The organism is Akkermansia sp. N21116 (assembly GCF_029854705.2).
Taxonomy (GTDB): Bacteria; Verrucomicrobiota; Verrucomicrobiia; order Verrucomicrobiales; family Akkermansiaceae; genus Akkermansia.
Window position 1 is genome coordinate 1,939,548 of sequence record NZ_CP139035.1, and the last position, 15,192, is coordinate 1,954,739.

11 protein-coding genes, 1 tRNA gene and 1 pseudogene are annotated in these 15,192 nt (G+C 48.1%); 9 read left to right on the top strand and 4 right to left on the bottom strand.

Features of this window, described 5'->3' with window-relative positions; genetic code table 11:
• Positions 1–2: 2 nt before the first annotated feature.
• The 6 genes and pseudogenes from QET93_RS07420 to QET93_RS07445 all read left to right on the top strand — a co-directional run bounded on the left by QET93_RS07420 (position 3) and on the right by QET93_RS07445 (position 5,959).
• On the top strand, positions 3–962 hold the full coding sequence (locus QET93_RS07420; RefSeq protein ID WP_280132842.1) for a hypothetical protein: 960 nt from the start codon (positions 3–5) through the stop codon (positions 960–962).
• A gap of 245 nt (positions 963–1,207) precedes the next feature.
• Positions 1,208–1,363, top strand: a pseudogene (locus tag QET93_RS07425) (IS1595 family transposase); the annotation flags it as partial.
• Between the two features lie 3 nt (positions 1,364–1,366).
• Positions 1,367–1,915 (top strand): DUF4329 domain-containing protein, encoded by a 549-nt coding sequence (locus QET93_RS07430; RefSeq protein WP_280132955.1) that lies wholly within the window; start codon positions 1,367–1,369, stop codon positions 1,913–1,915.
• Between the two features lie 96 nt (positions 1,916–2,011).
• Positions 2,012–2,176, top strand: a complete 165-nt coding sequence (locus tag QET93_RS07435; protein ID WP_280132841.1) for a hypothetical protein — start codon at positions 2,012–2,014, stop codon at positions 2,174–2,176.
• A gap of 780 nt (positions 2,177–2,956) precedes the next feature.
• Positions 2,957–3,796, top strand: coding sequence for a hypothetical protein (locus QET93_RS07440; protein WP_280132840.1), 840 nt, complete (start codon positions 2,957–2,959; stop codon positions 3,794–3,796).
• A 75-nt stretch (positions 3,797–3,871) separates the two neighbouring features.
• A complete protein-coding gene (locus QET93_RS07445; RefSeq protein ID WP_280132839.1) occupies positions 3,872–5,959 on the top strand; it encodes a hypothetical protein in 2,088 nt (695 codons plus the stop codon).
• Between the two features lie 43 nt (positions 5,960–6,002).
• On the opposite strand, the gene QET93_RS07450 is transcribed toward QET93_RS07445, so the two are convergent.
• Positions 6,003–6,920, bottom strand: coding sequence for a phosphatidylserine decarboxylase (locus QET93_RS07450; RefSeq protein WP_280132838.1), 918 nt, complete (start codon positions 6,918–6,920; stop codon positions 6,003–6,005).
• A 48-nt stretch (positions 6,921–6,968) separates the two neighbouring features.
• Positions 6,969–8,543, bottom strand: coding sequence for a 2-succinyl-5-enolpyruvyl-6-hydroxy-3-cyclohexene-1-carboxylic-acid synthase (gene menD, locus QET93_RS07455; protein ID WP_280126579.1), 1,575 nt, complete (start codon positions 8,541–8,543; stop codon positions 6,969–6,971).
• 57 nt (positions 8,544–8,600) lie between these two features.
• Here menD and QET93_RS07460 point away from each other — a divergent pair, with 57 nt between their 5' ends.
• The 3 genes from QET93_RS07460 to QET93_RS07470 are packed head-to-tail and all read left to right on the top strand — an operon-like array spanning position 8,601 to position 12,054.
• Positions 8,601–8,750, top strand: a complete 150-nt coding sequence (locus QET93_RS07460) for a hypothetical protein (protein WP_322189927.1) — start codon at positions 8,601–8,603, stop codon at positions 8,748–8,750.
• A gap of 32 nt (positions 8,751–8,782) precedes the next feature.
• Positions 8,783–10,405, top strand: a complete 1,623-nt coding sequence (locus QET93_RS07465; RefSeq protein WP_280132837.1) for a tetratricopeptide repeat protein — start codon at positions 8,783–8,785, stop codon at positions 10,403–10,405.
• Between the two features lie 41 nt (positions 10,406–10,446).
• Positions 10,447–12,054: a hypothetical protein gene (locus QET93_RS07470; protein WP_280132836.1), complete on the top strand. Its 1,608-nt coding sequence runs from the start codon at positions 10,447–10,449 to the stop codon at positions 12,052–12,054.
• Positions 12,055–12,262: 208 nt separating this feature from the next.
• On the opposite strand, the gene QET93_RS07475 is transcribed toward QET93_RS07470, so the two are convergent.
• Together QET93_RS07475 and QET93_RS07480 are read right to left on the bottom strand one after the other, a co-directional pair.
• A tRNA-Cys gene (locus QET93_RS07475) sits at positions 12,263–12,337 on the bottom strand.
• Between the two features lie 38 nt (positions 12,338–12,375).
• Positions 12,376–15,120, bottom strand: a complete 2,745-nt coding sequence (locus QET93_RS07480; protein WP_280132835.1) for a protein kinase — start codon at positions 15,118–15,120, stop codon at positions 12,376–12,378.
• Between the last annotated feature and the right edge of the window lie 72 nt (positions 15,121–15,192).

Here is a 15,192-nt window from a genome sequence, read left to right on the forward strand (position 1 = left end):
TAATGAAAATTATTGTTTTTTTAGTTTTATTATTGTTTAATGTAAATGGATCCTATGCGATAAAATACGAGTTATTCTATAATCAAGAAAAAAAGTTTATTTCAACTCAAGATTATTTGGAATCAAGATTCTACGAGTCTGCGTCAGGATTAGCTTATTATTGGGGGGTGTTTTTTCCCAATCTTATTCTTAATAATATTAAGAATCATGACGAAAACAGTAAGGGAAAATATTTTTTATTTAATAAATTCGATGAAAATGAGGTTTTAGAAATTTTATTAGAAAACATAATTGAATTTTACAATAAATCGTATGAATACAAAAGTAATTTTTATATATTTAATTTAAATTCGGTGCTAAATATTGTTGTGCGTGGTGATTGTTTTTTTTCAGGTAATGAAAACAATGGAAAGAATTTAAATATATTGCTAAAAGATAAATTTAAGGAAAATAATAAATTTGATGATTTTTCAAAATTTGATAATTGGATTTCAAGTGATAAAGAAAAAAATGTAATGAGTTATGATGGAGGAAATCCCTCTAGAGAGGAAATCAGATTTTATTTTTGTATAATAGAGAAAATGTTTAAAATATATTTAGATAAATTTTCTGAAACATATGTAAACTCAAGTGATAGTGATAGGAGTTTATTTATTGAAGATTTTTCTAGAACTCTTATTCTTTATTGGATAGGAGTCAATGTTGGATGTATGGAAAGAGATGTTGAATTCGAAAATAATATGCACTCTCTTGTGTCTAATGAAATTATAAAAAAGGACGTTTTTGATTTTATCTATTATATGAAAAAAGGTAATTTTTTTAGGACTAAAATAAAGAATGGGTTAAATATGGAAATGTATCCAATTCCTGATATATTTGAGAGAGAAGACAAATGGAATGAGTTGTTTGATTCTTTCAGTGATTGGTTGATAAAAGGAAAAAATTGTTTAAATAATGACTGAAATGGTAGATTGCATTTTCAATTCAACTAATAATAAAAACGCAAACAAAATTTAAGTCTCATGACTAGCTGAGTAAATTCAATAATATTTATAATATATTCTTGATGAATATATTTTCCATTCACGGATTTCAGGGTATCAATTCAGCTGTCTCATTCGTATGTTTATTTATCGATATGAAAACAACTAAAATTACTGCTCCTGCAGGTCTAAATTACAATACAGTCAATAGAATCCTTAAGATGTTACGTACACGTTTGGCAAAACTTTGCGAACAGGAAAATACTTGCCGTAATGGGATCTTTGAATTGGATGAGTGTTACCTGGGTGCGAGAAGAGTACAAGGAAAACGAGGAAGAGGAGCCAAGGGGAAAACAATCCTTTTTGGAATCTATAAGCGAGCATTGAGATTGGTGTATTACAATTATAGGCACCTGAATCCTTTGGATGGAAGGTGGGTGAATAGAGATCCTATAGGAGAAAATGGGGATATTAATCTTTATAAATTTGTCAATAATTCTCTTATTTTATACATAGATTATTTGGGGCTTTATTCTAATCAGTCATCCGCAGCGAGAGCCGCCATACAGAAGTGGTCTCAAGATTCGATTAATAATGACCAAGAATATTGTGGATTGATATGCAAAAGAAAAGGGAAATCCGTATATATATATACTGAAGCTCCAGGAAACATTAATTCTTGTATTCTCCATGACGCGCCATGTCCTAAATGCTATCTTGAAATCGCGTATTGGCACACGCATGGGGCTTTCATAGACAATGATGGAGATGGTCTAGATGATAGGGAATATGAGACTGAAGAATTTTCAAATGCAGACTTCAACTATGCAAACTTTTATGACATAGATGGATATCTTGGCACGCCATTAGGAAAGGTCTTAATGTATAATCACAACAATGATAATGTAATTCCTAAAAAAAATTGGAATTAACAGCTATTAAATATATGAAAAAAATCTATTTTCTCATCGTCTTACTTGCAATTATGATTCCTCCAGCGTTTTCTTCAAATAGGAGCATTGATCTCAATGCTGAAATTAGTAAAGAAAAAATCTTTAAATGAGTATTGGGACAATAAAATAAAAGAAAAAGAAGAATGGGAGAATATAGAAATCGTCGTAAACAAGAATATATCATGGGTTGATGCTATTGCTTTTAAAAAAATTATTAAAGCAAAAAAAATTAAATATTGATTTAGAAAATTGTATCACTGCGACAGTAAAAAAGAAGCCTTCCGATGATAAAAAAGTCAAATTAGGGGGATGTAATTTCTGCTTTTTAATCGACAAGGAAACATATAAAGTACTATTTTTTTATCGGGATAAGTAAAAATAGAGACCTACATACCTGATTAACCATGAACACACTACATTTCCCTTTTAGAGCAAATCCGGGGCATGGACAGGTAATTGGCAGGGATCAAACTTTTAGAAAATCTAGGTCAGATGCAGAACAAATGTGCAATAATTCAAGTTGTTGCGTATGATTATGAATAAAATTATAAATATATGAAATTTGCATTATTAATAATAGTGAAGTTGGTATTATTTATTTTTGTTGATTTTATATTATGTTATTTTATATCAATGATTGATTTTAAATTTGATCCGTATAAATTTATTTTATATTTATTTTTTTATGGTTCTTTTCCTATTTTCCTTAAATTTAATATTCGTATATATGGATTATATGATTTTAAATTTTCGAAAAAGGCGAAAAGTATTTATTGGTACTCTGTTATTTTTTGTGGCGATATATGTGGGGTCATTATTTTCGGTATTTGTAAAGAATTAGGAATTATTGACGGTCGCTTTGCTAGTTCGACTTTTCCGCTTATATTAGTGCCGTGTACATTGATTTTATATAGTGCGTTTTTTCCATTGTTTGTCAAGATTGCTTCGAATGGTGATAGGAAGTGTTTCTAGCGTGTTGAACAAATAGATTTATCTAAACATCAAACGATTGATAAAATTATGATAAAGGCTGGAATGTTAAGGTTGTTCAGGAATGTTGATACGATCATACCTTGTTTATTATCGACGTATGAATTTTATGACAGGATTGCGGTTGTTTATCACGACGGTTCAAACGACGATGGTTCGGTTGATGCTGTGCGCTATGCGGTCAATAAATTCAAATTGGATAAGGTGTGCGATATCGAGTTATTTTATTATCCCTTCAGAACCTATTTTGTTGGTCATCCTTATTATGAGACACGCCACGAGGAGAAACAGCACAATTTCCAAAACTTTGGGATGTTTACTCAATTTGCCTTTAATGCGGCATTAAAGGGTCTGGACAGGAAAGAAGTCGTGTTTGCCAAGATTGACAGTGACCAGATCTATGTTCCGGGAAGGTTGGAGGAACGTTATGATATTTTAACAAGGAGGATGGAGGAGGATCCTTCGTGTGCCTATAAAATTAATGCCTACCATTGGTTTACGACGCCGTATGTGGATGGGAAAATCTATATGAACGGATGTGGAATAAGCTGTGGGTACGACAATTGTTTATATTCTCCGGATTTGTGCAATATCGGGTTTGATGTGAATTATTGGGTAGATTTCAGTTTTGTTGAAAATCCGCCCGGGAATAAGAAGATCGTCCATTTGGATCACGACAAGATATCATCGTTTGAATATAAATTGAAAATTCCGAAGGAAGGCTTCAAGGAAAAAGTAGAGCCATCCCGTCGGGATTTGCGACTGGTATCGACGGATCCTTCCTATGAAAAGATCCGAGACGATTATCAATTGATTTTGCCGATTATTGAGAAAGCGAATAGTCCTTTCCGGGGATATGTATTAAGCTGATTGTTTACGACAGCCCGGACTATTGGCGGGCTGTACCGCATGATGATGAAACGGAATATTGGATAGGAAACGTGAATGATGCACAAAAAAATATTACTTACGATTGCTACGGCCAGAGCTTACCGGAAGCGACGTGAAACTCTCAGGAAGACCTGGCTCCGGGATATCCGGGAGAAGAACCTCAATGTAGAGTATGTCTTTTTTTATGGAAAGCCGGATGGCGATACTCCAATGGAGGCGGAGGATGACCTTGTGGAGGTGGATTGTTCCGACAAGTATGAGTATTTGCCCGACAAACATTGGAGGATTTTTCGATATGCCCTGGAAAACAAGGAGTTCGATTATATCTTCGATTGCGATGACGATACTTTTGTCGATCTGGCGCGTTTGTGCCGCCTGGTTGATGATGAGGAGGATGTCGGATTGCGGGGAGAAGTTATCAGTGCCGGATACGACAATCGCATGACGATTTCCGGCGGTGCGGGGCTGTTGATTTCCAGGAAGAGGGTCAAGGAAATTGTCGAGGCACACTTGCCGGTACGCGGATGTGACGATCTCCTGATTTATGATTATTGCCGGGAGCGTGGATTGGATTATTGCGACGATAAGCGGTTTTCGCACGACAAATTCAGATTCCCTCTGGAATCAAACAATGTGATTACGTCTCATTGGTTGAAGATGCCGGAGATGGAAATGATTTACCGCGTTTATGACCGGGAAGCTTTAGTGACGAGCGGGGATATTTCCTGCTATGTTCGTGAAGGTCATGCCTATGCAGTCCGGAAAAGAAATGAGAACCGTTATCTTCTGGGAGAAATTGAGAGAAAGGGCGAGAGGCTCTTTTTCATCAAGTGGAATGATAAGGTTGTCTCATCAAGAATCGAAGATGAGTCCGTGATCGAAGCTTTGAGCAGGCTCAATCTCGATTTCCAGGCGGAGCCATTTCTCCCGGAGCATCCCCGTGTTGCTATCATCTGTTGTTCCTACAACCGTTTTGAGCACCTTGTGCGGCAGTTGTACTGGGCTTTGATGCAGAATTACGAGAACTGTCGTGTGTTCTTTGCCGTCAAGGGCCTGGATGAATACCAGTTTAATGTGTATTTGTTGAATGAGTTCAAGCCATTTATTGACAGTGGAAAGCTCGTTTTGAGGTTGTTTCCCAACAAGAATCAGTTATCCAATATGATTGATCCCATCCGTGATGTGGACCTGGATGAATTCGACTTGTTCGTGAAGATTGACGATGATGATTTCTATTCGTTGTCGTACGTTGGAGATTGCGTGAAATTGCATGAAAAATATCCGGCAGATTACTCTTCCGTGGTTTATAGCAGAAATTCTTTGACGAAGACAGATTATGGCGGGCTTGTAACCGGCAGTCACAACAGCAATGTTATTGGAAATGTATCCATCTTCTCAAAAGCCGTGATGAAGGAATTGGCGGATTGTGAGAAGGACAGCGAAAAACTCTCGGAATTGGCACAAGAGTATGGCTTGGATTCCGGCGTCAAGTTCGGGCAGAATGAAGACCAGGTTCTGGATATGCTCATGCAGCGGCATGGATTGTTCGACAGGAACGAGTCTTCATTCGGCAACTTCCATCTCCTGATCAATGCTTCCACAATTTCCATGATGCGTTCCAGTGAGCACAAGGCTTATTTGTCGGAGCGTTTCAAGCTTTGCAATTACACAATCAGCGATGATGAGGCTTGCTGGGAATATGTCGTCCGGATGAAACACCCTATTTGGGAAAGATCATATATCCTTTTCGGAGGAAATGGGTATCTTCTCAATGAACCCGAGACACGGCATTTTCATGTATTGTATTTTGACAATGAGTTTCTTGTCGTGAAGTGGCTGAGTTATGGAGTGGAAGCTTTTGGAAAGGATGAGAGCGGGAAGTTTGTTTTTCTGGAATGCAATGGTCGCGAACCGGAAGAAATCCCGAAAGAGGTATCTCTGAGAATCGGTAATTTCCTGTTCAAGTGTCAAAGACGCGGCAACAGGCTGTTTTGCGATAATTTCGTCAAACCGTTTGTGATCAAACGTGATGGAGGAGCCTTGCTGACCTGTGTGATGGATGCCCGGGAATACCTGCTGTTGAATATCCGCGATACGATGTACGTTCACGTTCAGGACCCGCCACCGTCTTCTTCCGTGTAGGGGGAAGCAGAGGGAGTATTTTCGCCATGAGAATTGATTGAATTTAGTAGGAAGTCACAAAGCCCATGATGTCGCCTTGCCGGGCAAAGAGTTCCATGTGGCGGGAGGAGGTTTCGAGGAGGTCGTCGGCGAGGCGGATGCGCCCCGGTTCGAAGAACGTCATGACGGTGGAACCTCCGAAGTAGAAATAGCCTTTATCATCTCCTTTGCGGACGGGTTCTCCGGGAATATAGGTTTGCTTGATGCCTCCGACGCCGGTAGCTCCTACTTCGAGGATAGCTACTTGGCCCCATTCGGCGCTTTGTACGAGGGTGAGGACTCGTTTGTTGGTCCAAAGCCAGGAGAGGCGGCAGCGCAGACAGTATGGGGAGACACTGGCGAGAGGACCGGGGATGGTGCGGGCTTTCCCGGGGATTCCGTCCGTGGGGAAGTGGAATCGGTGATAGTCTGTCGGACACAGGCGGGAGAGGATGACGGAGCCTTCGGCATATTGTTCCCCGAGAGACCGGCTGCCGAGAAGGGCCGGAAGGTCGAAGCTTTGTCCCTTGATGAAGACTCCGCGCATGTCGGCGGCACATTGCCAGCCCATGTGACGGCCGTCGGCGGGGAAGACGGCAGTGTCCGAGCTGGGATGGACGGGGCGGGCCTGGGGTTTGAGACGACGGTAGAAAAATTCGTTGAAAGAGCCGAATTCGTGTGCCTGGAGGATAGATTCCTCCATGGGAATGCCGTATTCGGCGATGAACGGTTTGATGTCCTTCCTGCTGGAGGGACGATTTTTCATATAGCCCAGAAGACGGGAGAAGATGGCTCTCTTAATGAGACCGTGCAGGGCGATTTTGCCGGTCGTGGTTCCATAGATCCAGCGTAGGGCGGCTTCCGCCATGACTTGTTCCCGGATTTCTTTGCCGGTGTACCTGTCTTTATAGATAATGGGCTTGCTGGCATGTGGATTCGTCATGAAGGCATTGGGGCTGGAAGTGGCGATGGAGGGAGCGGTGATATGGCTTTATCGTCCGAGCATGCGGTAGAATGCTTCCGTCTGGGAGTGTTCCGGGGCAAGTTCGACGATGGCGAATCCGGTTTCGGGCAGTTCGTCGAGCAAGCCGATTTCATCCGCCGAGTTGATGCGGATGTAAGCGGCATCCCAGAGGGAGGCGACGTGTTGGAAGGAAACGGACTGGGGCTGGATAAGCATGCGCTCCATGGCGGGACTGAGGGCGTTTCCTCCTGGGAGGCGCCGGAAGATTCCTCCTCCACGGTTATTGAGGACGACGAGTATTCTCCTCCCGGGGTCGAGTTGCGGAAGCAGGAGAGGAGCATTGGCATCGTAAAGGACGGTCAGGTCGCCCATGACGGCCCAGCTTTCTTTCATGCAGGCAGAGTTGCCAAGGAAGGTGGACACTTCGCCGTCAATTCCGTTTGCCCCGCGGTTGGCCCGGACATTGGAGGTCGGGATGCGATGCTGGGCGTAGGCGTTCCAGAGCCGGATGGCGTTGGAGTTGCCCAGGAAAACGGAATCGGCCAGGCAGGCATATTGGGAAATGGCACGGATGAGGGCGGGTTCCGAGGTCTCGCAGGCATTGATGGCCTCTTCGATGAGGGATTCGCGTTTCCGGGATTCGCGAAGCAAGTTCATGCCGTCACTGGCGGCATCGATGTCTCCCAGCGCCTGGATGACGGCATCAATGTTGCCGCAGATGACGGATGAGGGACGGGCAAGGCCGGAGAATCCCGTGCGAGTGATCGAGAAGACATCGGTTCCGGGCAGATCCTCCAGGTCGCGCCAAAACCGGCCGACGGGGACATCTCCAAGGCGTAGTACGAGAGGGGGAGGGGTGGCGCGCAGGACGGCGTCTCCATCCCGGAGGCAGAGTTCATCCAAGTGTTCGCGGAGGCCGGAGGTGGCATCCGCGAGGACGGGGGCTTTCAGTTCGCGGGCAAGCCAGAGGACGGCATCCTGTTCGTCCGGGTCGAGTCCGCCGATCAGAAGGGCCATGCCACGATCTCCCCGGGTACGGAGTGCGGTGGCAAGGTCTGCCAGAGCCGGCCGGGGGTATTCGATTTCCGGAGGAGGAGCCGGATAAAATTCTTCGACGCGGGCGGAAGGATGGAGGTCGGGTTCGGGTAGGCAGATGTTGATGTGGAGGGGGCTTCGGTAGTCCCATGTGTCTTCTACCAGCGATTCGGAGATATCCTCCGGTTTTTCAATGTCGACCGTAGGGGCGTAAATACCGAACATTTCCGCTTGTTCGATGGCCTGGGGTGCTCCGGAGCCCCGGAAGTCGGCGGGGCGGTCCGCCGTGATGAGGAGCAGGGGGCGGGCTTGGTAGTAGGCTTCTACAATAGCGGGATAGAGTTCGGCAACGGCTGTGCCGGAAGTCGTGATGACGGCTACGGGCAACCCTGTGTCCTGAATGCGGCCCAGAGCAAAGAAAGAGGCGGATCGTTCGTCGAAGTGGGTCCAGACCGTTAGTCCGGGACATGTGGAAAGGGTTTGCAGCAGGGCCGTGTTGCGTGCCCCGGGGCACACAACCCATTCGGTGATACCGGCTACGCAGCATTGGGCGATGAAGGAACGCATAGGAAAAGGAGCTTGGTTGTATTGTGCCAGCGAACGCGGGAAGGCTCAAGCCTTCTCGTGGACAGCCCCGGAGAAAAGATGGAAAATGTTTTGTTTTTAGCAAGTTGGGATTTGGACGAGAGAGACGTTCCTAAAGTGAATGATGATAAAAAACTTGTATGGGAAGCTATGGGAAGACCCTTTTTAAGCTTGATTTTCACGGGATGAAACGGTGTCTTAACCTCTGCATGCAAGGTCATATGGAACAGTTGATCCCTCTTTCCCGTCGTACTCGTTGGATGATTGTCGGCGGATTGGTTCTGGTGGTTGCCACTCTGCAGTATGGGACGTTCCGCATGGGATATAATCAGGGATGGGAGGAAGGGGCCGCGACGCCCCAGCAGAAAGTGATTCTCCAAAGCGATGAGAAGGCGATGAAAAATCTGGCCGGTTTTATGTCGGAATCTGCTTCCGGCCCCGATTCTCTGGCCAGTCTTGTCAAAAACAGGAAGGAGCGCCTGTCGTGGATTCACGACCCCGTTCTGTTCCGCGACGTGTCCTGGGGACTGGGGCGCGATTTGCTGACTCAGGGACGAACCGATGATGCCCTGGAACTCTTGAATGAATTGATGCCTGCGGATGCCCCTCTTACGGATGCTGCACGCTGGGCGCCCCGAGCCGATTTGACGGCTTCTTTGTTAATGCGTGAAAACCGCCCGGTCGAAGCCGCTTCATTCTTCCAAAGAGCTGCCGCCGGATACACGGAGGCTGCGCAAGCCCCCAGAAAAATCAAAGCTCTTCAGGCTGCCGGCGTTGCTCTGCTGGCGGACAATCGCCAGGATGAAGCTTTTAAAGTACTGGATATTGCCCGAGCGCAGGCGAAATCCTTGGACGGAGCAAATGGCCGCATGGTTCAGGCTCGTATCCTTTCCATGATGGCTCGCATCGAACGAACTCGCGGGAATGCCGACCGTTCCAAAGCGCTTTTTGAAGAAGCGCTCAAACTCTGGCCGGAACAGGATGGAAATGGAGGGTCGGATCTTGGCAGCGCCCGTGTATGCATGGGAGAAGCTTTTCTGGAATCCGGACGGCTGGACGAAGCGGAGAAAATGCTTCAAACGGGATTGCAGAATTTGCGGAAGAATGATGCCGACATCGGTTTTACCCTGGACGCTTTGCGCGGCCTTGCCCGCATCCGTTCCTCTCAAGGAGACTATGAGGAGGCTCTTGCCAACCTGTACCGTGCCGAAGGTGTTGCCATGGGGCGCGTCGATGTCAAAAACAATTTCTGGCCCTGTCTTTATGATCAGATCGGCTGGACTCACCTGTTGCGCAGCAAGCCTGCGGAAGCCATCGGGTGTTTTTCCCGCACGGTGGACTTTACAACCTGTCCGGAAGCCCAGGTTCAGTCTTGCGAAGGACTGGGGCGTGCCTATCTTGAACAGGGGGATCCGGTCAAGGCTCTGCTGTATTTGAAACAGGCAGCCCAGTTGAGGGAGTCGAAGTTTCCCGGAGAAACCGTTTCCCTCGGGCGCGTCTTCAAGAATCTGGGAATGGCCTATGATCTTAGCGGCAATACTCCGGAAGCTCTGGAGGCCTATGCAAAGGCATTCGATTACTTGAAGACGACACCTGAGAATCCTCTCTTCATGGAAACGGCTTTGTGCAAGGCCTACGCCCATATGGAAAAAGAGCAGTGGCAGATGGCCGTCGATACCTTTTTGGCGGTTATTCCTTTGATGGAGGGGGAAAAACGCTCGGAAAACCTCAAGAATATGGCAAAATGCTACGATGGTTTGAATATGAGGGATAAAGCGGATGCATGCTGGAAAGATGCGGGCTTCCCGCGTATTTCCGCTCCATCAAGGCGCTTGCGCCGTTAAAAGGCTTGATTCCTTCCTCTATATCTGACTCATTAAACTGCATGAGTTCCTACAGACCCAGAGTTAGCCACCCATCCCGGTTACGGGGGAAGCGCCCCATTTGGCGTCGCCTCTTCAAATTGTTTCTATGGCTTGTCATTGCCGGGTTTGTGTATTGGGGAATTGAATATTGCTATACGACAGTACGGAAGTGGAGGGAACCTCATTACATTACGGTCGAGAGCCAGAAGGAGGCAATGGACAAATTATCCTCCATGATGGAGTTGTGGAGCGGATCGAATGAAGAACTTCTCCAAGCGGCTACCGATTGGGAAAATCGTATGGCATGGATGAAGGACCCGAGAGCCCGCCTGGCTGCGACCCGCCTGCTGGCCGCCGAATTGGAAAACCGCGGTCTTCGTTCCCAATTCCGCAAGTTGCAGTTGTCATTGGTGACCCGGGATCTTGCTTCCTCGGCTTCTTTGCCTGCCGAAGAGCGAAAACTCGTGTTGAAGCATGCGCTTGATGTGGCCGGCTCCATGGCGGGACATGGCGATGATGCCGATGCTGAATCCCTGTATGGCGACATTGTGAAAGCCGGTTCTGCTTTTGATGCTCATGCCGTCGCCCAGGCGACGGATGCCCTCGTCGGCCTGGCAAGCAAGCGTGGCGCTACCAAGGAGGTTCAGACATTGATTGACTCATTGAACGGTAAGGTGGATATCAATGCGTTGAAGGAGCCTGATCTTATTAGGAAAGTGGCCGGGCTTTTCCTTCTTTCGGACAAGATTACCCGGCAGACGGAAGGAGGAGAGCCTCGCAAGGGCAGGGAACTGGCTAGAACTCTCCTTATCAATGCCAAGTTGACATCCAGTCCGGAATGGGGGGTAATCTCTCTGCTTGACATCGAACCCGAATTGAAAAATCCCGGCACGACAGGTATTGCCTCCCTGTGCAAGACGTTGGAGGATGCGTTAATTTGCTTCCGTTCCTCCACTTCCGAGGATCTTCGTTTCTGTCCGGAAATCATGCTGGCTATTGCCCAACTCAAGTTGCAGGACGGTCAGCTTGAACCCGCTATCCTGTGGGCAGGCCGGGCGGAAGGTGCGGCGCTGGCACTGGGTGTCGATATGCCCCGCATTCTGGAGGTCGGCAGCATTAAGAACGGAGTGGCTGCCCTACGTTCCGAATACAGACAGCAGATGGAGAAGAGGGCTGCGTTGAAGGAGGTGCGGGATTCGCTTCATGGCGCCGGAGTCAAACTGGCGGGAGAACAATGGGATTCCGCCATTGACGAAGCCAAGAAAACATCTGTACTGGCCGGCAAGATAGGTACGTTTGCCGATGGTTACATCCCGGCTTCTCTGATGGTGGTAGGCAAGGCCTACGAGGGCAAGAAAAAGTGGGAGGAGGCTGCCTCCGTCTATGCCGATTTGGCAAAGGGTTGGGAAAGTCTTGAGGGTGAGATCCTCAAGACAGCGGAGGAAAACATGGCTCGTCTGAAATATAACGATTTTTATAAAACGGTGATCCGTCGTCTTGCTGCTGTTTTTCGCAAGCAGGACATGATTACCAAGTCTAGGGAAACGCTGAAGCGCATCGGCGAGGGCGAAGGAGAAGAGGTCTCCCCGCCGGCGACGAGGGAAAGCCGGCGTTCTCGTAGAGGGTAATCGTTTTTTTACCTGACGTAAGTTCATCTCCGTTTCTGTGGGCTATGGCTCCCGTATGGGCGCGGATGCTCCGGAAACGGAGATGTTGTTTTATAGCAGGGATATTGAAACCTCAACAGGTTTCCTGAAGAATCTGGCGAATTGGATGAACGAGAAAGAAAAAAAGCCCCAATCTCAATGGATAGGGGCTTTTAAAATGAAATCAATTTGGAGGCGGGAGCGGGAATCGAACCCGCGAATAACGATTTTGCAGACCGTCGCCTTACCACTTGGCTACCCCGCCGTGGGGTGCGAAGAAGATAGGGTTTTCAAGAAGGAATGTCAACGATTTTCTGTCGAATTTGTTGGCAATGCCTGTTGAGCCGTATCGGGTGTTGCAGGGAGGAGCTGAACGGCTCCAATACTGGTACCCGGAGTTTTGATGGTCATTTCCAGAGCCAGATTTTCATAGTTATCAAGTTGTGGAATCTTGATGTTGATGGTTTGGGGGAGGCTGCCGGGGAAGAGGGAGTAGGGAGTGGCAATGGCTGAAATGATTTTGCCATTTTGCGTAATGTGGACATCGGATATCTGGCATTGCGAGTTGCCGCCGGTGCTGAGGATACGGAGAGAACCGTCACTGAGGGCTTGTTTGCTTGTCAGTGGGAAACTCATGACGGTCGGCGTGTTGGGCTTGACGTACTGTGTTCCCCAGAAACCGATGATGTCTGCCGTGGGGTCGAGGTGTCCCGTTTTGAAAAGAGGATTGGTGCGGGAGGCCCATTCGAGCATGGCTTGTCCGATTTCCAGAGACCGCGGAGTTCCCCAGCCCTGGGTGTTCATCAAGCCGAGCATGTAAAGGGCGTAGGAATCGTGGTGCTGTGTGGCCAGGCGCAGGAAGCTGGCGGCTTGGGCGTAGTCCTGGGGGATGAGGGTTGTTCTGACGGGAAGTCCGGGGTAGAAGCGCTTTTCTCCAAGGAGTAGGGAACCGAGTCTTCGCTGGGCGACCGGATATCCGCTGACAGCGGATTTATACAACCATTTGATGCCTTCCAGCAGGGTGGTTTCCGATTCTGATTCACCGGAAAGAATAAGGAACATTTTGTATTGGGCCTCGGGGTAGCCGATGGCAGCCATGGTTTTGATGAGCGTGAGGCTTTCGCTCGTGGACGGAAGTAGGCTGATGGAGGTTTGGCTGTCGGCGCAGGGCTGGCTGAGAGTACGGAAAACTTCTTCTTCTGCAATGGTTTTAATAGCAGGATCGGGACCGGCAGAGGGGGATGCACAGATGAATTTGATGTGAGGATAGGAGGGGATTTGTTCTTTGGAGACGAATCCGTTGTCCATCATGGAGAGGAGGACTGGCATCTGTTCACCATTGACCGTTTGAAAGGAATATGTGTAAATTTCCTCGGTTTTAAGTTCCGGCAGGGCAGGAAAGACATAGTTGACTGTCAGCCTGCCAGGAACAAGTCCCATTTGAGCAGCATTGTCGGATTGTGCGACAACGTTGCCGGCGGAGTCCTGAATGACGAGGTAAAGAGGCTGGTCCATTTTCAGGGACTTGAGAGAGTCCGGCTTATTGGCGGCTTTATTCAGGTAGATGGAACTGATGCGCAGGGTTTCCGGCCTAGGGGTGGGCAGATTGGATTGTGCCAGGACGGTATCGGACAATTTGAGTCGGAAGGAGTCGATGCTTTTGGGCAGGGACGGGCTGTCGGGAGGAATGGAGAGTGTCGGGATGGAGATGGCTGAGAGGTTCAGCATTTCCCGTGGTGTGTCGAGGCGGATGGTGGAGATGGTTTCTTTGATTGTGGTGCCTAGGGGTTCTTTCTTGAAGATGTCGGCGCCGATGAAAACGGAAACTGCAATGATGAGAACGACAAGAACGCCCGTGAAGATGGAGGAAAAGGACGGGCGGAGTTTGGCTCCGGAGCGTGAAGTTGTCTTTCGGCTGTGTTCCGTGTCGCTCTGCTGCTGGTGGGAGTCTGTTGAAATAAGGGGAAGCCAGTTGTTTTTTTCGCGGGCGATGCGGAGTTCTTCGTGAGAAACGTTGATGGTACTCAGGTCGTCGTTGCCGGTGAGATGGAGGGATTCCATCCATTGGGCGGCGTTCGCGTAGCGGTCTTCAACCTGAGGCATGAGGGCTTTGTCGATGCTTTGCAGGAATTCCTGTGTGTAGCATGCCGCCAGTTCGGGCATGGTGTGAAGCGGTACCATGGTGTCGGTCGAGAGGCGGACTTCCGCCCGTTCCGGGGGATTGCCTGTGAGGAGGGCGTAAAATGTGGCGCCGAGTGAGTAGAGATCGCTCCATGCACCGATATTGCTGAGACCGAGGGCTTGCTCCGGAGAGGAGTACCCGTGGGTTGTCAGGACGGTCAGGGAGGTGAGTTTGGAGGCGTGCCGCGCTGCGCCGAAGTCAATGAGGATGGGCATGCCTTCCCGGGTGAGGAGGATGTTGCCCGGTTTGATATCCCGGTGGAAGATGTCTTTGCCGTGGAGGTAGTGCAGGATGTCCAGAAGGCGGAAGAGCAGGCCTTTCATCTCGTCTTCCGTGTATCTCTTGCCGGTGGTCATCAAGCGGTCTCCCAGATAGTCGAGGGAGAGGCCGTTGATGTATTCCATGGCGAAGTAGGCGGTGCCGTTGGTCTCGAAGATGGAAAGGATTTTGACGATACCGGGATGGTCCAGTTCAGCGATGGTCCGGGCTTCGTTGAGGAAGTTGCGGAGTGCCCAGTTGTAGTTTTCAATGTCGTGCTGGTTATTGGGCACGATAAGGCCGCTCAACGGGTCGCGGTGGGAGTAGGAAGAAGGGAAGTTCTCCTTAACGACGACGTAGCGGTTGAGGTAAATGTCTCTGGCTAGATAGGTGATGCCGAATCCTCCATTGCCGAGGACATGGTCGATTTCGTAGTGTTCCAGTTTGGTGCCGGAGACGAGTTCCCGTTGGAAGACGAAGAATTCGTCTTTAGGGGGGGCGGCTTCGGATTGGGGGCTCCCTTCCAATTGATGAACATGGCTGGAAAGCGTTTCGCGAACAGGCTCCTGTTCAGTTTCAACATGCTTGTCTCCAGTTTGTTCTCTCATGGAAGTATCAACGGAAATTTGCTTTGTCCGCGAGGGAAACCTACTTCCTTTGTTTCCGATTTGCAAGAGAAT

Excerpts from the sequence above, each read along its gene's own strand:
- QET93_RS07420 (WP_280132842.1), top strand. The coding sequence starts at position 3 with ATGAAAATTATTGTTTTTTTAGTTTTATTATTGTTTAATGTAAATGGA.
- QET93_RS07435 (WP_280132841.1), top strand. The coding sequence starts at position 2,012 with ATGCTGAAATTAGTAAAGAAAAAATCTTTAAATGAGTATTGGGACAAT.
- QET93_RS07440 (WP_280132840.1), top strand. The coding sequence starts at position 2,957 with ATGATAAAGGCTGGAATGTTAAGGTTGTTCAGGAATGTTGATACGATC.
- QET93_RS07445 (WP_280132839.1), top strand. The coding sequence starts at position 3,872 with ATGATGCACAAAAAAATATTACTTACGATTGCTACGGCCAGAGCTTAC.
- QET93_RS07450 (WP_280132838.1), bottom strand. The coding sequence starts at position 6,920 with ATGACGAATCCACATGCCAGCAAGCCCATTATCTATAAAGACAGGTAC.
- menD (WP_280126579.1), bottom strand. The coding sequence starts at position 8,543 with ATGCGTTCCTTCATCGCCCAATGCTGCGTAGCCGGTATCACCGAATGG.
- QET93_RS07465 (WP_280132837.1), top strand. The coding sequence starts at position 8,783 with ATGGAACAGTTGATCCCTCTTTCCCGTCGTACTCGTTGGATGATTGTC.
- QET93_RS07470 (WP_280132836.1), top strand. The coding sequence starts at position 10,447 with ATGAGTTCCTACAGACCCAGAGTTAGCCACCCATCCCGGTTACGGGGG.
- QET93_RS07480 (WP_280132835.1), bottom strand. The coding sequence starts at position 15,120 with ATGAGAGAACAAACTGGAGACAAGCATGTTGAAACTGAACAGGAGCCT.